The organism is Streptococcus sp. KHUD_017 (assembly GCF_054861245.1).
On sequence record NZ_CM142175.1, the window covers coordinates 907,977 to 928,886 of the forward strand.

The 20,910-nt window shown below is 38.1% G+C and carries 18 protein-coding genes; all 18 read left to right on the forward strand.

All coding sequences use genetic code 11. The features are described from left to right. Positions 1 to 3 precede the first annotated feature (3 nt). The 18 genes from ACVAMZ_RS04450 (at position 4) to ACVAMZ_RS04535 (ending at position 20,607) form a co-directional block, all read left to right on the forward strand. Entirely contained in the window at positions 4 to 2,589 is a 2,586-nt protein-coding gene (locus ACVAMZ_RS04450) for a phage tail tip lysozyme (protein ID WP_461685151.1), read from the forward strand. Between the two features lie 17 nt (positions 2,590 to 2,606). Next, positions 2,607 to 3,233: a hypothetical protein gene (locus tag ACVAMZ_RS04455; RefSeq protein ID WP_049550425.1), complete on the forward strand. Its 627-nt coding sequence runs from the start codon at positions 2,607 to 2,609 to the stop codon at positions 3,231 to 3,233. Positions 3,234 to 3,257: 24 nt separating this feature from the next. Then, positions 3,258 to 3,521, forward strand: a complete 264-nt coding sequence (locus tag ACVAMZ_RS04460; protein WP_049550426.1) for a hypothetical protein — start codon at positions 3,258 to 3,260, stop codon at positions 3,519 to 3,521. After that, positions 3,505 to 4,443 carry a hypothetical protein gene (locus tag ACVAMZ_RS04465; protein ID WP_461685152.1) on the forward strand — a complete coding sequence of 313 codons (939 nt, stop codon included), beginning with the start codon at positions 3,505 to 3,507 and terminating at the stop codon, positions 4,441 to 4,443. The genes ACVAMZ_RS04460 and ACVAMZ_RS04465 overlap by 17 nt, the downstream gene beginning before the upstream one ends. 59 nt (positions 4,444 to 4,502) lie before the next feature. After that, positions 4,503 to 5,435, forward strand: coding sequence for an LPXTG cell wall anchor domain-containing protein (locus ACVAMZ_RS04470; protein ID WP_461685153.1), 933 nt, complete (start codon positions 4,503 to 4,505; stop codon positions 5,433 to 5,435). 52 nt (positions 5,436 to 5,487) lie between these two features. Beyond that, entirely contained in the window at positions 5,488 to 6,027 is a 540-nt protein-coding gene (locus tag ACVAMZ_RS04475; RefSeq protein ID WP_461685154.1) for a hypothetical protein, read from the forward strand. Continuing rightward, entirely contained in the window at positions 6,028 to 7,869 is a 1,842-nt protein-coding gene (locus ACVAMZ_RS04480; protein ID WP_461685155.1) for a VirD4-like conjugal transfer protein, CD1115 family, read from the forward strand. It begins immediately after the preceding gene. A gap of 66 nt (positions 7,870 to 7,935) precedes the next feature. Continuing rightward, on the forward strand, positions 7,936 to 8,280 hold the full coding sequence (locus tag ACVAMZ_RS04485) for a hypothetical protein (RefSeq protein WP_461685156.1): 345 nt from the start codon (positions 7,936 to 7,938) through the stop codon (positions 8,278 to 8,280). Beyond that, complete coding sequence (locus ACVAMZ_RS04490; protein WP_461685157.1) at positions 8,277 to 10,004, forward strand: DNA topoisomerase; 1,728 nt, start codon at positions 8,277 to 8,279, stop codon at positions 10,002 to 10,004. Before ACVAMZ_RS04485 ends, ACVAMZ_RS04490 begins: the two co-directional genes overlap by 4 nt. Then, the gene (locus ACVAMZ_RS04495; protein WP_461685158.1) at positions 10,005 to 13,373 is read left to right on the forward strand and encodes a PBECR4 domain-containing protein; all 3,369 of its coding nucleotides are present in this window, start codon (positions 10,005 to 10,007) and stop codon (positions 13,371 to 13,373) included. It begins immediately after the preceding gene. A 65-nt stretch (positions 13,374 to 13,438) separates the two neighbouring features. After that, entirely contained in the window at positions 13,439 to 13,699 is a 261-nt protein-coding gene (locus tag ACVAMZ_RS04500) for a transcriptional regulator (protein WP_461685159.1), read from the forward strand. Positions 13,700 to 13,905: 206 nt separating this feature from the next. Continuing rightward, positions 13,906 to 14,277: a plasmid mobilization protein gene (locus ACVAMZ_RS04505; RefSeq protein WP_461685160.1), complete on the forward strand. Its 372-nt coding sequence runs from the start codon at positions 13,906 to 13,908 to the stop codon at positions 14,275 to 14,277. Positions 14,278 to 14,283: 6 nt separating this feature from the next. After that, positions 14,284 to 15,921 carry a helical hairpin domain-containing protein gene (locus ACVAMZ_RS04510; RefSeq protein WP_461685161.1) on the forward strand — a complete coding sequence of 546 codons (1,638 nt, stop codon included), beginning with the start codon at positions 14,284 to 14,286 and terminating at the stop codon, positions 15,919 to 15,921. A gap of 440 nt (positions 15,922 to 16,361) precedes the next feature. Then, a complete protein-coding gene (locus tag ACVAMZ_RS04515; RefSeq protein WP_084937317.1) occupies positions 16,362 to 16,946 on the forward strand; it encodes a recombinase family protein in 585 nt (194 codons plus the stop codon). Between the two features lie 122 nt (positions 16,947 to 17,068). Beyond that, positions 17,069 to 17,866 (forward strand): ParA family protein, encoded by a 798-nt coding sequence (locus ACVAMZ_RS04520; RefSeq protein ID WP_000771877.1) that lies wholly within the window; start codon positions 17,069 to 17,071, stop codon positions 17,864 to 17,866. A 90-nt stretch (positions 17,867 to 17,956) separates the two neighbouring features. After that, complete coding sequence (locus ACVAMZ_RS04525) at positions 17,957 to 18,199, forward strand: hypothetical protein (protein ID WP_000863487.1); 243 nt, start codon at positions 17,957 to 17,959, stop codon at positions 18,197 to 18,199. Between the two features lie 69 nt (positions 18,200 to 18,268). Further along, positions 18,269 to 19,108 carry a Fic family protein gene (locus ACVAMZ_RS04530; protein ID WP_461685162.1) on the forward strand — a complete coding sequence of 280 codons (840 nt, stop codon included), beginning with the start codon at positions 18,269 to 18,271 and terminating at the stop codon, positions 19,106 to 19,108. 146 nt (positions 19,109 to 19,254) lie between these two features. Continuing rightward, positions 19,255 to 20,607 carry an ISLre2 family transposase gene (locus ACVAMZ_RS04535; protein ID WP_461685163.1) on the forward strand — a complete coding sequence of 451 codons (1,353 nt, stop codon included), beginning with the start codon at positions 19,255 to 19,257 and terminating at the stop codon, positions 20,605 to 20,607. Positions 20,608 to 20,910 lie beyond the last annotated feature (303 nt).

A 20,910-nucleotide genomic window follows, 5' to 3' on the forward strand; every position in this document is an offset into this window, starting at 1 on the left:
ACGTTGTCGAGAAAAACAAGACGTGATCTCCGTGATGCCAAACGTGAGTACAAGGAAGCCAAGTCTGACCTCAAGACAACGAAAAACAGCTATAAACAAGCTGAAAAGAGAGAAGCTCGGCTCTTAAACCCCAAGACAGATGCCGAAAAGCGTTACCTGGGGCAGAAACAAAAGGCAAGACGGACGGTCGCTAGTAAAGAGATTGAAACGCTCAAAGAGCGTAAGAAGACCGCTAAAGCAAAGAAACGCCAAGCCATTCAGCGTAACGGTGGAACAAAGGCTCAAAAGCTGGGGCGAGTTACTCATCACCAGGCTTCTCATTTTGTGGATTCGGCTTTTCAGGATAATGATGTGCTTGAAGATATTGCTTCAGCACGTCAGACTATCCGTAGAACACACGCTGAAGTAAGACAAGCTAAGAAGCTAGGCAATTATACCGTCAAGATTGGTAAAGGGGCAACTAGGGTCGTATATGGTGCAGGAAATCGCACCTATAACCTTGTCCGTGGTCGTAGTTTTACCAGGACTCCTGTTGCCAATCGATGGGAAACGAAAGTTACTAATAAATACGAACGTTTACGGGCGAGATTAAGAACTTCAAAGGCAGGTAAGACCGCTAGTGCTACTAAAAAAGTAGCCGTAAAAGTTGGGAAGCCTATCTTGGCAGTTCTTAAAAATCCCTTATCAGCTAAAGCCTACTTGATTATGTTTTTAGGAGTTCTGATTATTGCCTTGTTAGGAGTCGTGACAGGTGGAGGAACTTCAACTGTAGCACAAAACGAGTTTGATCTTACAGAAGCTTGGACTCATATTTCAAAAATTGATAGAGAAAAATCAACAGATAAGGTTGATTATTGGACAAATATTGATGAAATAATGATGTTCATGGGTTACAAATATGAAGATTACAAGCTAGATTCACCCTATAATACTGATAAGAAGTGGTGGGAATTAAATAAACCTTATAAAGATCTTTTATCAACAATTTGGGATGATTTAAACAAGGATAAAGACAACCTTAAAACAATGGCTGATATTTATACTTCTTCAGATAATAAATATCTTAAATTAAGCGAATCTGAGTTGAAAGAGTATAATGAAGTTTTAGAGCAAGCTAAACAAGTTGGTTATTATGTAACCTACAACGATTTATCGAATCCCTTTAATGCTGAAGCAAATGATGAAAAATTAGATCCAATACGGATTGATAAACGGTTTGGCTATGTTTCAAAAACAGAGATATATAATGGTTCTGTTTTGCAAGCGAATCAAGGGTCAAAACTTTATGCTGTAATGGATGGTACAATTTCTATAAAAGAGCAAGATGTGATTATATCATCAGAAACGGCAGAGTTTACTTATAAGAATGTGACTCGTGTTCGTGTTAATGATGGTGATAAGATTAAAGTCGGGAGTGAAATTGGTGAGGTAAGTGATGTAGGAGGGCAAGAAGTTTACTATAGAAAACTCAAAAACAAGAAAAAGAAAGAATGGGTTTGGGTAAATGTTGGTTTCTATCTTCCAAAAGTTGAATACAATCAGACTACTTCAGTAATTTCAGATATGAACCTAGACGGTGATATTGGTAAAAAAATAAATGATATATACAACTTCTTCAAAAAACAAGATAGTAGCGTAACTTTAAATGGTATTTCAGCAATTTTAGGAAACTTTTGGACAGAATCTTCAATAACAGCAAAACGGGCTGAAGGAGATTATCTGAATCCTCCCGTGGGAGCTTCAGCTAGCTCTTGGGATGATCCTAACTGGTTGAATATGGGGAATATTGAAATCTATGGAGGAAAATATCCAAATATTGTTCATAGAGGAATTGGACTTGGACAATGGACTGATACCCGTGATGGTTCGATTAGACATACAATGTTATTGAACTATGCAAAGGAAAAAGGAAAAAAATGGTATGATCTTGAACTTCAACTTGACTTCATGCTAAATGGTGATTCTCCTTACTATATTGAACATTTAAAGAATATCCTTCATTCAAACGATGATGTAGATTATTTAACTAATAAATTCCTGGTTAATTGGGAAGGGAACGAAGGAGACAAAGTAAAAGAACGGCAACATAATGCTCAACAAGTTTTATCGTATCTCAAAAATCCTAGAGGTCACACTAGAGGGGGAAGCTCAGTTCTTGAAAGTTCCTGGGGATTTCCTCCTGAATATTCATCTAAAATTAAAAGTTATCCGTCAGGAGCGACAGTTTCCTCTAATTTAAATGGCAATACCTATCCTCCAGGACAATGTACTTGGTATGTATATAATCGTTTAGTAGAAGCGGGAGCTCCCCACTATAACTGGTTAGGGGATGGGCAAAATTGGGTTAGAGGATTGACTGCGAGAGGTTGGACATACAGTTCAACACCAGTTGCAGGAGCAGTTATGTCAATTCAAGGTGGATTTTGGAATACACCTGAAGAACATGGCCATGTAGCATATGTTGAACATGTAAATGATGATGGTACTTTTCTAGTATCAGAGTGTAATATTAGAGGGGTTCAAGATCAAATTCATTGGACAGTTTGGACTAACCAAAGTTATTTAACATTTGCAATACCACCAAAATAAAATAAGATTGGAGAATTATGTTAGATTTAGCAAAAATTAAAGCACTAAAAATTATTGGTTACATTCTACTTCTGATTGTTGCAGTAGTGATTGGAGTAGGAGTTGGACAATCAATGACAACAAGTGAACAGAAAAAGGAAAATGCAAAAAACCAAGAAGAAAAATCCGAGCAAGTTCTTACACAGGAACAGGTTAAGGAGTTTTTGTTAAACTACTATACTAAAAAGGATCTTGGCGAAAATAGAAATCGTTATAAAGACTTCATGACAGATGGTCTCTATAAACAACAGATTGCTAAAGAAGAAGAGCCTGTTAATCAAACTTACAAAGGTTTTGTTATTGACTTTAAATTTAAGAGTGCAGAAATTTTTATTAATCAGGAAAAATTACAAGTTATCACTCAAGTTAATTATGTAAATACTTTACTTGATGATAAAAAAAACCTAGAGACTGCACAACGAGATATTTTAAACAAAAAGACATTACGCTTGAGTTATATTAATGATAAAGGTACATTAAAAGTTAATAAGATTGAGTCAATCATTTTAACTGACCAAACAGGCGATTATGGAATCTTAGATAGTTCTAAGTCATCTGAAGAACAATCTAAAGAAACAAGTGAACAGAAAAAAGAATCTAACTAGATACCGAAAAGGAGTAAAAAAAGAATGGTTACTAGAAAATCTCAAAGTGAAATATTAAAGGGTAAAATTGAAAAATACCAACTAGAACTTGAAAAAATTCAGGATCAGAAAACTAAACTTTTAGGAAAAGAGAGAAAACTTACCCAAAATTTAAACACCGCTCAGGCTGATTATATTGTTGCTTTAATGAATGAATCAGGCAAATCAATAGAAGAATTAGAAAGATTTGCAAAAGAAACAAATATAGTTTCTAAGACTGGTGGTGATAGCAATGTTCAAAATTACTAACACACAAACTCAGCAACAAGAATTGTGTCAAAATAGGGATGAACTTCTCTCTTTAATTAATGAAAAATCAGTTTGGGCTGAAGACAGAGGAGAGTTTCTGAAATTACAGGTTGAACACTTAGGTGAAGAATCTAAAATTTTGGATAGTATAAATTTGACACTCCCTCTCGAGTCAATTGTTGAGGAAGCTTTTTCAGGATTTGGTTTTAAAAAAGAGAAAAAGTCTTTTAGTTTTCTGAATCGTGGTAAAGGGAAAAAATCAAAAGAGAAAGTCTTGACAGATCAGCAAACTACAGAACCCACCTCAGAACAAGAAACTCCATCTCCAATTGCACCATCTGATCCTAGTTCAAATGTTCCCTCTACTTCGTCAGAAGAATTTCAAGTTTCCCAGAAAACAAACAAGATTCAAAAAACTAAGAAGGTTTCTCAAAAAAAAGTAGAGAAGCAAGTTAAAAATAAAAAACTATCTCTAGTCTCGCTTATTTCCTTGTTCTTAGTTATATGTACAATAGCCTTTTCTATAACAACTTTTATGTTGTTACAAAAGCAAAACAGGAAAATTGTGGAACTTGAAAACCGAATCAGTCTTGAAGAGAAACAAGGGAAAATTGAAGTAGTTGGAAGGTTTTTTATTGCAAACTATTATTCAGGAAAATCAGATAACCTGGTTAATTTTCTAAATAAGGATTCAAAATTAAAAGGACTTGAGACCCCAAAAGGATCCCAGGTGCAATCAACCATTTATGAATCTTTATCTGAAGTTGATAACACAATTTATGTTACATTTGTAGTGACAACAAAAGAAGAAAATTCAAAGATTAAAACAGTTCGCCTAACGCTTCCTTTTCAGGTCGCAGATGGTTCTACCTATGGTTATGTTCTAGTGGATCAACCAAAAATATCTAATTTCACCGAATAATACACATTATAATCAATATAAATATAAATATAAAAGTCAACATTAAAAGGAGAAATAAAATGACTAAATTTAATAAACTAATCACTCTTTCATCATCAGTAGTACTACTTGCATCAGTAAGTCCTCAATTAACATTTGCAGATACTACATCTCCTGCATCAACAGACGTACCTGCTGTAGTAGCTCCAAATTCAGAACCTTCAACAGTTCCATCAAGTGATACTGAAGTTCCTGCTGTAGTAGCCCCAAATTCGGAATCTACAACAGTTCCATCAAGTGATACTGATGTACCTGCTGTATCAACGACACCTTCAGAAACTACCTCAGAACAAGAAACTCCATCTCCAATTACACCATCTGATCCTAGTTCAAATGTTCCCTCTACTTCGTCAGACTCAAATGAGGTTAAACCATCTTTAGAGAACGGTGCAACAACAAATCCATTAACTAATGCAACCACAAATTCATCAGACAAGGATAAAGTGGGTACACAAACAACTACACCTGAAAAAAAAGAAGATACTGATAAGGACAAGAAAGAAGATACTGATAAGGACAAGAAGGTAGTGGTTCCAACTATTGATGGAGGAACAACTTCTCTTACTCCTGACGTGACAGTTCCAACAAATAATCCCAATGTATCAGCTCAAACAGCAGCTGATGCAGGAGCTTCTCAAGTTGGGACAACTTCACAAATCACAGGTCAAGTCGTTGAAGAAGTAACTCCTCAAGCACCAGTTCAAACAAATACAGGAGACTCAATTGTTAGCACCAAAGATGGTAACGTTGTCCTCTCAGATGGTTCTGTAGTAGCCCCTGAGGCAGTTGGGGGAACAGTTAATGAAGATAAGACTATCTCGGTTACTGACAAAGATGGTAAACTCAAAACACTTCCAAATACTGGTCTTAAAGAAAGTATATTACTAACATTTGCAGGTTTTGGACTATTGGCTATAGTCGTGAGTTTTTTCTTAAAGAAACGCTCAAATTAAGGAATAAGATAAAAGCACTCTTTTGAGTGCTTTTTTAGAAAGGAGGATAAAAATGGATCAGGAGAGAATAGGAATGAAAGTAGCCGATATATATAAATTAACAGGCGAAATGTTTCTAAAATCAATGTATTATGCACTTGAAGAATCGTATCACAAACTTAATCATTATCTTGAAAATAAGACATATACGGATAAAACCAACTGGAATCAGTTTATGGCAACAAAGGATACAAAACATTTTGAAACGTTTCTGAACTCTGAACTGAACTCAGAACGTTTGGAAGAATACTTAAAAGGTTACAATGTGGGATTTTCCATTATGGATAACAAGGACGGTACAAGTACAGTTGCCATCGATGCAAAGAACGTACAAGCCTTGGAAGCAAGTTTCAAAGGGGTCATCAATGATTTAACCGAACCTGAAAAGGCAGAAAAGCTTACTAAAAATCTTATCAAAACACCAAAGACCATGACTTTAAAGGAAAAATTGATTTACTACAAGAAAAAGGTTACCGCAGAAATCAAAGCTAAAGATAAGGTTAAAACACCAACGCCTAAGAAGGCTATCGCGAAAGATGAAAAGGGGTTATAGATGGTTACAGAACAGAAAAAACGTCGCTTTCTCCCTTATTTGATTGTGGGTCTTATCCTTTTCTATGCTGTGCATTGGTTGGTCAAGCTTTATGCCATAGCACCTGCAACTGAAGGAGTTACCTTTATAGATAATGCCCGTTTGGATTGGATGATGGAGAATTGGGCAAGTAAGTCTTTTATTGACTTTAACTTCACTCAAGCTAGTCTATATGGTGGCGGTTTAGCTCTCTTTGTTGTCTTGATGTTTTACTTTCGAGTTGGCGACAAAGGGCGCTACCGCTACGGGGAGGAATATGGGTCGGCACGGTACGCCACGAACAAGGAAATAGCTTCTTTTCGGGATAAAGAGCCTGAAAATGATATGATTTTCAGCCAAAATGGACGAATGGGGCTTTTCAATAAACGCCTTCCTTTCAACCGTCAATTAAACAAAAACACGCTGACAGTCGGTTTACCAGGGGACGGGAAAACTTTCACCTTTGTGAAACCTAACCTGATGCAAATGAATAGTTCATTTGTTATCACTGACCCGAAAGGTCTTCTTGTCCGTGAGACAGGAAAAATGCTTGAAGACCACGGCTACAAAATCAAAGTCTTTGACTTGGTCAATCTGACCAACTCTAATCAGTTCAACGTCTTTCACTATATGCACGATGAGCTAGATATTGATAGAGTTGCTGAAGCGATTATCGCAGGGACAAAACGGTCAGATAACACAGGTGAGGATTTTTGGAATCAGGCTGAAATGCTTTTGATGAGGGCGTTGATTGGGTATCTCTACTTTGACGGAAAAGTCCTGAAGAAGTATGAGCCAAATATCGCTCAGGTTGCAGACCTTTTAAGAAATATCAAGCGTGAGGATGAAGATACTCCAAGCGTGGTTGAAAGACTGTTTGAAGAATTAGAAGAAGAAATGCCTGGGAACTACGCTAACCGACAATGGGAGCTATTTAATAGCAATTTTGAAGGTAAAACAATGACCTCAGTCTTATCTGTGGCTTCTTCACGTTTTGCTGTCTTTGATCATGATGCGGTTAGAAACCTGACCGCCCGTGACTCAATGGAAATGGAAAAATGGCAGACAGAAAAAACAGCCGTCTTTATCGCTATTCCTGAAACAGATAAGTCTTTCAACTTTATTGCAACGACTATGTTTACCATGATGTTTAGGCAACTACCAAAGACAGCAGATGAAATCCTTCAGGGAGACCATCCAACGTGCAAACCTGAAGACTTGTTACATATCAGACTTATCTTAGATGAGTTTGCCAACTTTGGACGTTTCCCAAACTTCACGGAAACACTCTCTTCAGTTCGCTCCCGTGAGATTTCAATTGATATTATCATTCAAGCCATCAGTCAATTGAAGGCACTATATAAAGACCAATGGGAGACCATATTCAATAACTGTGCTACCCTGGTTTACTTGGGGACGAATGATAAGGAAACAATGAACTATTTCTCAATGCGAAGTGGTAAGCAAACTATCAATGTTAAGAATCAGTCGCAAACAAGAGGAGCGCAAGGGTCAAGCAGTCAGTCTATTCAGACCATTCAGCGTGACCTTCTCACACCTGATGAGGTGGCTCGTATTGGGGTTGATGAAGCCTTAATCTTTATCTCTAAACAAAATGTCTTCAGAGATAAGAAAACTAACGTTCTTCAGCATCCACGTGCTAAAGAACTGGCGAATAGTCCAAGTGATACGAACTGGTATCGTTATATCCGTTCCATGTCTGATATGGATGACTGGGATGCCAACGTCAACCATGATAGGGTGCTAGAAACAACTAGCGCAAAGGTGCTAGAAGTAAAATTACCATTTGAGGAAGTGGCTTAACCAAAAGAAAACCTGTTAGGATTGCCTACCAGGTTTCTTTTGTATTTTAAGGAAATGGAGAAAGACATGACACAAACAACTAATATGAGGGGGATAGGTTACTTTGATACCCTCTTTTCAGCCGTTGAGATGTCAACGATGGCGGAAGCACTCAAACAGTTTGCACTTGATCATCAAGTGACGGAAAAGAGCAACCAGGGGGAGGTCTTAAATGACTTTGTCAGCATTTTGATTAAGACGTTAGACGTTGAAGATTTTCAAGCAGTCTCTACACAGCTTTTTAGCTACCCTAAACGGTATAGAGGAGTGCTTGAAGTTGAGGAGATTGAACCTTCTAAGGAAAAGCTGATTTACTTAAAAGCTAGTATTGATAGCTTGCTTCAGGAAGAAATAGAGGTAAACCCGTCATGAAATACCTGGTATTGGCAGAAAAGCCTGACCAAGCCAAGAAGTACGCTCAAGCCTTGGGTCAAGCAAAGAATGAAAAAGGGGCTTGGAAAGTCAAGACAGACCTGCTAGATGGTCAAGTGACAGTCGTTTCTGCGATTGGTCACCTGGTCGAGATAAAGAATCCTTATCAGAACTATGAAAATTGGGACTTAGCCAATCTTCCTGCTTTTCCTGAAGCTTTCGAGTATGAAGTCAAAGCTGATAAGAAAAAGCAGTTTAATTTGATTAAGCGAGAGATCAATCAAGCAGACTGTATCATCATTGGGACGGATGCTGACCGTGAAGGTGAATCAATTGCCTATCTTATTTTGAGGCTGATACCAAATGCACTTAAGAAAGTGAAGTATCGTCTTTGGGTCAATTCATTGACGGATGCAGGCATTATTAAAGCCTTTAAAAACTTAAGACCTGCGGAGGAAACCCGTCAATATGCGGAAGAAGCAGAAGCACGTGCAAAGTCAGATTGGTTGGTAGGGTTTAACTTTAGCCCCTGGACTTCCTTGAAACTTCAGGAAATGGGCTACCTTGGCGAGAAGGACAAGAAATTTTCGGTTGGTAGAGTACAAACGCCTATTGTGTCTTTAATAGTCGAGAATGACCTAGCGATTGACTCTTTTATACCTGTCCCGTTTTGGAAAATTGAGTTAATAGATGATTCAGGAACAGTCTTCAAAAACAAGGTCAAGTTTGACACGCTAGAAGACGCTCAGAAGGCTTTAAATACTCTTGGGGGTCAATCGGTCGTCCAAACGATTCAAAGCGAAAATAAGGTGGTTTCTGCGCCAAATTTATACCATTTGACAAGCCTTCAGTCAGAAATGAGTAAGAAATATCATTTTGATTCAGCTTATACGCTTGAGGTGGCTCAAAAACTCTATCAAAAGGGGGTAACGTCTTATCCCCGTACTGACCATAAGTTAATAACCCCTAACGAGTTTGATTATTTGGTGAAACACCTTGACGATTATAAGCAAGTCCTGGGCAACGGTGCAGACCTTCCCAATACACAGCCTAGAAGAAAGTACGTGCAAGATAAGCAGATGGAACACTATGCTATTATTCCAACGGAAAACACGGCTGACGTGGTTTCTCTTGAGGGGGATGAGAAGACCCTTTACCTAGAAATTCTTAAGCGAACACTCCTGATGTTTGCGCCTGACTATCGCTATCAAGCAACGGAAGTCATTCTTGATAATAACGGACAAACCTTCAGCGCTAAAGGTAACGTCATGACCTCTGAAGGTTGGACACGCCTAGCGGACAAAGAAAATAAAGATTCAGTCCTACCTGTTTACCAGGAAGGGGCTAGATTGGTCACACAGTCTCAAATTCAAGAAGATGAGACCAAGCCCCCTGCCCGTCTAACTGAAAGTAGCCTACTTGATAAGGTTCTTCCAAAATACAACCTTGGAACACCTGCAACCAGGGCAGGTATTATTAAGACGATTATTGACCGTGACTATATCACCAGGGATAAGAAGACGGGACAACTCTTCCCAACGGATAGGGGAAAGATGCTTGTCTTATTTCTAGATAATTTAGAAGTGATGTACACCAACCCTGAAACCACGGGGAAATGGGAGACAGCCCTTCAGTTAATAGGTCAAGGTCAAAAGTCTAAAGAGTGGTTCATCGAGCAGACCAAAAAAGCCATTACGGCACAATTAGAGAAAGGAGTAGGGTAGATGGCAAGTATTGAAGAACTCAAAGCCCTGTCAATCCTAGAGGTGGCAGAAAGCTTGGGCATGAGTTTACAGCGTACAGGAAGTTATACTTACGCTTGGGAAGAACATGACTCTTTCACTATCAATGTTAGGGAAAACTATTTCAATTGGTTTGCCCGTAGCAATGGCGGTGATGTGATTAAAATGGTTCAAGTCGTTCAGGAAGAATTGACAGGGGAGAAGCTTTCTTTTAAGCAAGCAAAAAACTTCTTGGAAAAAGGTAGTTTTGACGTGGTCGATGTGACCAACGTTCCTGAAAAAGAACCCTTCAGCTATTACCTTGAGCCTTATGAAACTAAGTTCATAGAAGCCAGGGAATATCTGAAGGATGTCAGGGGCTTGTCTGATGAGACGATCGATTTTTTTGGAGAAAAAAACGTCTTATCACAAGCCACTAAAAAGACAGGGGACTACTATGAACCTGTCATTGTTTTCAAGAGTTTAGACAACCAAGGAGAGGTTATAGGCGCTTCTCTTCAAGGTATTAAGGAAAATCATGATCTTTACGAGAGAGGGCGCTTAAAACAGATTATGAGGGCTTCTGATGGTATGACGGGAATGCACGTTGATATTGGAACACCTAAACGATTAGTTTTTGCGGAAGCTCCTATTGATTTGATGAGCTATTATGAGCTTCACAAGGATAGGCTTGAAGACGTCCGCCTGGTTGCGATGGATGGCTTAAAAGAATCAACGGTGAGCCGTCACGTGGCAGAGCTTTTATCTGAGACGGGCGCTATCAATGGAGATGTTGAAGAAGCTAAACTACCAACTTTTCTTGCCAATATGGCTGTTGTCACGACTTTCTTTCACGATAACAAACACCAGGACTTAATTACCTTAGCGGTTGATAATGACGATGCAGGAAGAACCTTCATCGAGCGTCTGGAAGGAAAAGGGATAGGCTTGACTCAAGACCTCCCACCGTTAAGACAAGACCAGGACAAGATGGACTGGAATGATTACCTGAAGGAAAGCAAAGAAAAAGCCCTTGACCGAAGTCAAGAGCCACTTAATAACATTGGGGGCGAACTAATCAATCGCAATTCCGGTTATTTAGAAGGCGAACCTTCAAGGACAGCACCACAGCCTGAAGAGTCAAAGACTCAACCTGATTTTCCTGCCAATGTTCAATTACATTCTAACATAGATAAGGTTTCAGAGCAACAAAAAAAGGAGAGGACGTATCTACACATGGGTTATTTACAGCCTAAAGCTGAAGGTAGTACCGCACCCGTACTTGAAACAAGTACCTTTGAACGCTCTGTTACCAGTCGCCCTACAATATCCTCTCAATATCTACATTTTAGCATAACTGATGACCTAAAGTCAAGAAGAACACGTCTTGAACATTCGGTTACTAGACATGATTTAGCTAAAATAAACAGACGTGGACACGATATTCAGGAAGCTGCTCGATTTTATCGGGATGAGCTAGCAAATTCTACTATCAGCTATTTTACGTCTGATGGAAATGTCGTTCAAGTCAATTTTCAAGAGAAGAATTTCATGCATTTGACAGGTCTTAAACCACTTGGAGAAGGACAGACACCTGAAAAGACTTTGTATGATTTTGCAACTGGTGGGGAGCTTACTTATGATGATCTGTTGTTGTCAAATGATAATTCAACTCTTAATAAAATCAAGGTACTTCCTGATCTGAAAGTAGCCCTGGAGCTGAATTCATTTTACTTTAATGATTTACAAAATATAGATCGTTATAAAGGACGTTTTGATAGCCTTATTAAAGCTGATGATAAAGATATTATGCTTTTGTTTAGATCTAATACAGAAGATGGAACAGTCCCTGTTTCGGTGTTCAAAGCTAGAAAAATTCTCAATACAGAGCTTAAACAAGCAACTAAGAATGAAATTATTGGGATATACCGTGAACGTGATGGAGTGATTGAAAAGATTGCTTTGAATCATGAAAAGGTTATTGACAATGGAAGAGCAATGGTAGAAACTTTGAAAGAACTTCAAAAAACAGAACATGTCAAAGAAGGATCAAATTTACAAAATGGAGGAGACCTAATGTCAGAAAAACAAGAATCTTTCTTAGAAAAGATAGAACGTATTCGTAAAGAAGATGAAGAGAAAAAACAAGCTGAAGCACGAAAAGAAGAGCTTGAACGTGATTCAGATGGTGATGGTATTCCTGATGAAGTTGAAAAAGCTCAAGGGACAAGTCCTTTTAATGCTGATACAGACGGTGACGGAAAGTCAGACCAGGAAGAGGTCAGTTATGGGTCAAACCCGATTGACAGCAATCATCCAAATAATCAAACTCAACCTTCACCTGAACCACAAAAAAGCGTTGAAGAATTGATTCAGGCAAAAGACAGTAAGGGGCTTTCTCAACTTTTGAAGGATGGCGTTAAAGACTATTTTCAGTCTGACACTTACAAACAATACTTGACCACAATGAGTAAATTTCACAATTACTCACCGAGAAATATTCAGTTGATTTTAATGCAAAACCCTGAAGCTTCTCACGTGGCATCCTTCAAAAAGTGGAAGGATGAATTTGAGAGAAGTGTCAATAAGGGAGAAAAGGCATTGCGGATTTTTGCCCCTATGACTCTAAAAAGACGAGACCCTAAAACTAATGAACCACTCTTAGATGAGAATGGAAATGAACAAACATTCACATCTTTCAAACTTGTCCCAGTCTTTGATGTCTCACAGACAGATGGAAAAGAATTACCCAAACCAATCTATGAACTTGAGGGGACTTATGAAGATTATGGCAATCTTTACAAGTCAGCTAAAGAGGTATCTGAAGCTAATGGTGTTCCCCTTTCATTTAGCAAAGACACCAAAGGCTCTAACGGTTTTTATTCCGTAACTAACAATGAAATTGTAATTAAGCAAGGGATGTCTGAGCAACAAACACTAAAAACAATCTTTCATGAAATGGCACATTCTGACCTACACAATATGGAGAAATTACAAGAAACTCCTCTTAAAAGAAGTACCGCAGAATTACAAGCTGAGTCAGTTGCTTTTGTGGTAGCTAGTCATTATGGGTTAGATACAAGTGAGTACAGTTTTGGCTATTTGGCAACATGGACAGATGACCCTGACGGACTATCTGACCTAGAAGGTCAAATTAAAATTGTACAAAAAGAAGCAGATAGTTTGATTTCAAGAATTGATAAAACTCTTGAAAAGTATCAAACTAAAGAACTGACCAAGGATGCCTTTCAAGAAAAACTTGATCGCTTGAAAAACCAATCTAAAGAAAAAGAGGTTGACCCTAAAGAGAAAGAGCAGGCGAAAGATGCTCCAAAAAAAGAGCAGAAGAGCGACAACGAGATGAGCCTGTAAAAGACCTTGTCGCTCAATTATCCGCAGGCTTTATGAGTCGCAGAAAACAAACGGAGGACTAAAACATGAATGACACTATTGAAACAACATTACTTCTCAACTTGTTCTATTTTGAGAATGGGACGTACACAAGAAATGAAAGCTTTATTGAAGCCAAGCGCAGAAAAGCCATCGCCCTTTTAGATGAAGATGCGGACGAACTCAAAAGCATTGACCCTGACTTAGCTGAAGAATATCAAGAAACAATTTCCTATCTTGACTCTCTTTCAGATGAGGACTACCAGTCCTTAAAAGAGGAGTTGCTTCAACAATTTGAAGTCAACTAAGGTCTGAAAGACGACTAAGGGGCTTGGGGATTTTCCCCAAAACTTTGAAAGATTTACCAACCCCAAATTGGCAGAATTGCCAGTATTGGGGATTGGTAAAATCTTTTAAATTTCGCAATTGGGTACCCAAATGCTATGCTTGCCAGTTTGAAAAGTATAGAGGGATACGGCAAAGATGTCAAGAAAAAAGAATGAGGTAAAAATCAATGATAGAAGAAAAACGGTATCGTGAAATTCAGCGAAAAATGAGAGTTACGCCAAGAGAAAATGAATTGATTAAAGAACGGATGGAACTTCACGGATTTAAAAATTTCAATACCTATGCACGTTATATACTTTTGACAGGCGAGGTCGTAACCGTTGATTATTCAGAGCTGATAAAATTAAGAACGGAGATAAATCGTATTGGTACAAATATCAATCAGCTTGCAAAGTACGTCAATACAAATGAAGAAATTACACTTGAAAACTTTCAAAATTTGCAGGATTCACTTGCAGAAGTTAAGCGGTTGATGGATGACAATTTTGATAAAGAAGTGGCTATGATTGAAAAAATGATGAGAGATAGAAGGGAGTAAATTGACTTGGTTGTTACAAAAGTTAAGCAGATAAAATCGGTCAACAAGTTAGCTGATGGTATCAAGTATATTGAAGATGGTGCTAAGACTATTGGAACAGAATTGATTGATTCTGATTTGAACTTTCCTGTAAAGATTGTAGATGGTCAGATAGTCTCTCAGCTAGTTTCGGGAAATTTGGTGATTGATGTTGAGTCTGCTCATTCAGAATTTATGATGTTAAAGCAACTTGCCAATTTGGAAAAAGGAAGACCAATCAATAATGAAGAGTTGGTCAAAAATGATGTTTTGGCACACCATATCATTCAGTCTTTTTCCCCTGAAGACAATTTGACACCTGAGCAAGTACATGAGATAGGACGGAAGACAGCTCTTGAATTGACAGGTGGCAGTTATCAATTTGTCATTGCAACTCACATGGATAAGGGGCATCTTCACAATCACATTTATATCAATTCCACTAACTCGGTCACACTCAATAAATTCAGATGGCAAAAAGGAACAAAGAAAGCCCTTGAACAAATTTCTGACAAGTATGCAGACCTGGCAGGGGCAAAAATTCTTGATCGTCAAAATCAATTCGGACACAAAGAATATTCAGCTTACCAAAAAGAAAATGTTTTTAAGTTAGAAATTAAATCACGGCTTGAGTTTCTCCTGAAGCATTCAACCAACCTTTCAGATTTTCAAGAAAAGGCAAAGGCGTTAAGTCTTGCTGTTGACTTTTCGGGGAAATATGCCAAGTATAAATTGCTTGACAAAGACCAAAAAAGAAATACCCGTGACAGCACTTTATCAAAAAAGGGGAGGTATTCCTTAGAGCAAATTAAGGAGCGCCTGGATAAAAATGAAATCGTCTATCCGTTAGAAAGTATCAAGAGTGAGTATGACACCTTACAAGCTGAAAAGGCAGAAGATTTTGAAATACGGGTCAAGATTGAACCGTGGCAGGTCGAGCATGAGACGGACACAGGTATCTATCTTCAAATGCAATACGGTATTGCCAACCAAGGTACGGTCAAAATTCCTAGTCGTCTTGTTGATAAACAAGAGGACGGCAGTTTTGATATTTTTATCAAGAAGTCAGATTTTTTCTATTTCATCAATCCTGACAATTCAGCAAGCAATAAATTCATGAAAGGGTCAACGCTTATCAATCAACTTGCCTACGAAAGCGGAGAATATATCTTAACCAAGAACCCTAACATTTCTAAGTTGGATTTGTTGGTCAAAGAATATAATTACCTGGTTAGTCACGGGATATCCAATTCAGATCAATTCCATGAGTTACATGACCGCTTCCTGGGACAGATTGAAGAAACACAAGAGTCACTTGATAGATTGGATGAGAAGATCGAGCGACTCAATAAAATTGCTTCAGCGCTTGAAGATATTTACGCAGACAATTCGATTGATTCCAAAGTAGCTTATCAAATTTTGGAAGAATTGAACATTTCACCTTCAGTCAATCCTAAAGAAATTGAAAAGCAGGTGGTCGAGGTTTCCATCGAGCGGAAAGCACTTAAGGAAAAATTTGATAGTATCGTTAAAGATTTTACAAATTATCAAAAACTAGAACAAAACGCTGAAGCAAGACGTCAAGATGTTAAAAGTCATTATGAAACAAGTATGGATGAAATTTAATTTTGAGACTAATTTTTATTGAAATTTGAAACTAAAAATAGTATAATAATTCTGCTAATATAGACCTTAGCGGATGATTACTCTTGTGCTAAAGTGTGTATTAGTATGTAGTGTTTTAGGGATAAACTTGGACATATCGCTTCTTTGTGATTTAATTCAAACCTATATTGCTATTTCTAGCTTGAAAAGAGGTATATCTATGAAGTTGTCTATTTCAAACTTGGTGGTTAATGGTGCTGTTGGAGTGACCATTGAATTGTTTATCCTAATTACAGAAAGTACCAAATAGCGCCTAGAGGGTTCGAATCCCTCACACTCCATAAAAACCACTTTACTACAAGCGGTCAATAGGCTATAGCCTATTGACCGCTTGCCGTTTTCTTGATTTTAAAGGGATGAGGAGGCGGACAATAGGGTTAGGCAAAATAGAAAGGGGAAATATGACAAAAATTGGGTATGCAAGGGTCAGCACGACTGACCAAAACTTGGATAGGCAACTGGATCAACTGAAGCACGTTGACAGGCTCTTTCAGGAAGCGGTCAGCGGTGTCAGCAAAGACCGCCCACAGTTGAAAGCCATGCTTGACTATATCCGTGAAGGGGATATAGTCGTTGTGACAGAGCTAGAACGACTTGGAAGAAATAACCAGGAGCTAACTGAAGTCATGAATCAGATACAAACTAAAGGGGCTACCTTGGAAGTGTTAAACCTTCCAACCCTTCGAGGGATTGAAGATGATAACTTGAGACGGCTTCTAAACAACTTAATTTTAGAGCTATACAAGTACCAGGCACAAGCTGAAAGGGAACGAATCAAGGAACGTCAAGCCCAAGGGATAGCTATTGCAAAAACTCAGGGCAAATACCAGGGCAGAAAGTCACTCTTTACTGAAGACGATAGCAGACTAAAACACGCCTTCGAGCTTTACCTTTCAGGAATGTCTGATAAAGACGTGGCAGGCTTAACAGGCATAAACGAGCGAACGTTTAGGCGCTACCGTGAAAAATATCAGATAAAAAGATAGTGATTTATATCATGATTTTAATAGTGATAAAAATATTTATTAAAATCATGATTTTTATATTGATTTTTATCATGATGTATATTATAATAGAAGTATAGAAAAAGGGAGGAGAAAAGAAATAAATGAAATTACTCAGCTTTGTTGCCATCAAGGGTGGAGTCGGAAAAACAACTTTAGCCCTTCTAACAGGTCAGTATTTAGCTAGTCAAGGTCATAGAGTTTTATTTATTGATCTAGACCATCAAAGCAACCTAACACACTTTTATGACGTTTACGAGGATTCAGGAACAGTTGCTAATGTCTTTACTGGTTCAGGAGACGTGACCATTTTATCGGTTGCGCCTAACATTGATTTAATTGCAGGTTCTATGAGACTAGATGAAGCTGAAAGAAGACTTGAAACCAATCCTAATCAGAATATGTTTCTGTATGACTGGCTAGGTGAAAACCTGGAAGCAAAGAACCTGGCACAATACGACTATGTGATTTTAGATTGCAGACCTGACTTCGGGATTGCTACAAGAAATGCTATCGCTGTTAGTCATGCTCTTTTCAGTCCCATTACGCCAAGCGATTTTGCTTTTGAAGCGAAACAAAATCTTGAAGTCCGTCTTGACGAGTACAGAAAAACAGAAATTGTCCGTCCAAGCCGTGAGTCTCTAATTACTGCTAAACTCTACTTTTTGCCTAACATGATAAAGCATAATACGGCAAAATCGAAAGAGTTGTTATCTGTCCTTGAAAATGATGACAATGTTGTTGGTCAAATTCCTCAAAAGGAATTGTTTAACCGTGCATCAAAAGACAATACTGTTATTGACATCATGGCTGACCAAACATCACGAAACGAACACAAGGCTTTCTTTTCAGCTTTGGAAGAAACACTGATCCAAATTCAGACCGTGTCGGATAACTCCTAATATCAATCAATATAAAAACCATGATTTTAATAAATATTTTTATCACTATTAAAATCATGATATAAATAGCTATTTAAAAAGAGGTATGCAATGGCTTTTGAAATCAAAAAGGACAAAATTAGTAAAGCGTTAGGCGAGACAATACCGTCAGTCCCTAAGGCAAAATCACAAGGGCGAAGAGCAGGTCGCCCATCAGGGAAGACCAAACATCCTTATCAGTTCACCTTGAAGCCCCAAAATCGAGAAAAGCTAGATAGGATTGCGGAGCAAGCAGGATATAGCGGAGCATCAACTTTCCTTGATAATTGGATTGAGAGTTATGAAGAAGAATAATCGTCAATATTTTTATCACTATTAAAATCATGATAAAAATCACTATAATATTATTTACGCAGGTGACCTATGCAACCAACCTATGAAATTGATAACCCCAACCTTTCCTATCAGACTAAACTTGACTTATGGCAGACTGGCTTTGGTCTTCAGCAAGTAGACGGTCTTGAGCCATCACGCTATATGGTTGAATTGGCTAAAGAGCAGATTGAAGGTAAGATTGAGTATCAACAAATTTATGACCAAATTACCAAATACCATGAAGAGACCGATGATAGCACGAAAGAAGCTGATATTGTCTCTTTAAGGATCGTAGAGCTGTTATCAAGCAACGCCTTCAAGTTTGCCCCAACCACTCTAAAATCAATCCATAAAGAGCTATTCTTTGGCGTTCTAAGCCAAGGTATCCCTTTAGGAGAATATCGCCATTATAACATCACTAAAAAAGAGCCGATTTTAGGGGGAGATAGCGTTATCTATGATCATTATCAAACTATCTCGGCTAGCTTAACCTATGATTTTGACCAGGAGTCACAATTTGACTATCGAGGGAAGATACCTGAAGAAATGGTCAAGCACTTGAAAAAGTTTGTATCGGGAATTTGGCAAATCCATCCGTTTGGAGAGGGCAACACCCGAACTGTTACGGTCTTCATGATTAAGTACCTACGTTCACTAGGCTTTGAAGTTGATAATAGCCCGTTCAAAGAGAATGCACGTTACTTCAGGGATGCCCTAGTTTTGGACAATGCAAAATTGCTGAAGAAAAATCCTGAATACCTGGATAGATTTTTTGAAAATCTATTGTTAGGTGGTCAACATGAGCTATCTCTGAAGAAAATGTATCAAGAGGTTTTGCCAACTGCATCCGCTCCAAAGAACCAAAAAGACCAAGGTTTATCACTTTAGATATTGATTTTAATCACTATTAAAATCATGATATAAACCAATATTAAAATCACTATAAAAATATAGACCCTTCCGTTTGGAGAGGTCTTTCTTCTTGTCTTGTTTTTGGGGTATAATAGGCGGTAGCGAAGATTGAGGTGACAAAAATGGATATAACCGTGTTAGACGAAAGAGAATTTTCAAGGCAGTTGAACCAAAATAATCAACGGGCTTTTCTGAAGATGATTAAAAACTATGAAAAATTCATTGCCCCTAGTATGCGAGCGCAGGGGTACAAAAGAATCAATCAAAAAGAGCGGACAGTTATTTTTTCTTTTGGAGAAATGACCTTTTCACGTAGCAGATGGAAGAAAGATGACACCATCCGAATCCCTGTTGATGAAAAGCTAGGACTAGAACCAAGGTCGAGGTTTTCTCAGGAGCTACTTTACCAGGTGACCAAGCTTGCTAATTTTATGCCCTATCGTAAAGTTGTATCGGTGATGGAAATGTTAAAGGAAATCTATATCACCAAGAATACAGTTCAGCACGCTTTAGACGTGGCAGGTGAACTCCTAGCTGAAAAAGAGGAGTACGACTCCTTATCAGCTTCAGACTGGTCTGAAGATAACCAGGACAAAGTGAGAGCAAAGAAAGTCTATATTGAAGGTGATGGGGTTTGGGTCAAACAGGCAATGCCTGACAGGAAAAAGAAGTCTATTGAGTTAAGTCATTTTGTCGTCCATACTGGAAGCAAGAAGGGGAAGAGGAATATCTTAAAAGACAAGATAGAAGTTATCTCTACACGCTATCATAAAGCCAAAGATAGACTAATGGATTTGTTGACTAGGCATTTTGAAATTACTCCCGAAACGGTCATTGTGACTAATTCTGATGGTGGTAAAGGCTATTCTCCTACGGACTTTAAGGACTTAGTTAGTGCTTTTAAGCCTAAAGAGCATTTGCACTTTTGGGATGCTTTTCACGTGAATCAAGCCCTGAAAAAGAATTTACGTACTTTTCCTTTAGTGCTGACCAAACAAGCCTTTGAAGCGGTCAAGAGCCGAGATAAGGGGTTACTAAAAACGGTACTTGATACGGCTGAATCTTTGATTAAATCAGACAAAAAATTAGAGTCTTTTCAACGCTTCAGAAGACAACTTCTGAAAAACTTTAAATATACTGATCATCCTGAGAGCTTTGGACTCAGTAGCAAGGGTATTGGTATCATGGAATCTCAGCATCGAAAAGTGACGTATCGAATGAAAAATAGAGGTATGTATTGGAGTGAGAAAGGCGCTGATACTATGAGCCAAACCATTCTTTTAAACCATACAGGAGAATTGAGAGACCTCTTTTTCGGAGATTGGAGGAAATCCTACCAAACAATAAAAGACCAGGAAAAAGATTATCCTGGTCACTTTCAACATACTCAAAAATCAGATTATACACTACCACAGGTCAATCTCTCAAACCGAAAACCGAAGTATTGGGGAGCTCTTACCGATGAAAGGGATTGAAAAACAGATGAAACTATGATTTGTCAAGCCTTTTAGAAAAAAAAGTTTGGGAAAATGCTTGCATTCCCCTCCCAAAGTGGTATAATGGAATTATAAAAAAACACGAACAAAAGGCGCTGAGTGTTAGTAGCACTCAAACGCCCACCGATTAAACAACCAACACTTGTTCAATCAGTTTAAAGCTATTGTATCATCAAAAGAACAATAAATCAAGACTGGGACAGGAAAAAGTTGAAAGTTTCGGTCTTGATTTACGTTCTATTGGTGATTTTTCATTTTCTCCCAAAAACAGACACACTCATC